Genomic DNA, 264 nt, shown 5'->3' with positions numbered 1-264 from the left:
TCCTGGAATTCCCTGAAACGCACCCCTTCCCACAACCGCCCGAGCGGTCAGGGTTGAGGCAGAGAGTATGACTCCCACCGGAATGGTCGAACGACTTTCCGGCAAAGAAACACGCCCCCGCCCCACTTGTGCGGCCCCGGTGAGGGTGCTTCGGCAGCGCCATTCAGTCTGCGGCCATCCTGCGCCCGCCTCGCGTTGACCCTGTGCTGTCAGAGTTGAGCTGTCCGTGATCACTCGACGCGAGGAGTACGCATGCAGCCGCGC

It is taken from the genome of Streptomyces glaucescens, from assembly GCF_002154375.1.
Lineage (GTDB): Bacteria > Actinomycetota > Actinomycetes > Streptomycetales > Streptomycetaceae > Streptomyces > Streptomyces glaucescens.
The sequence above is the reverse complement of the archived record's forward strand: the minus strand, read 5'-3'. Positions refer to the sequence as shown.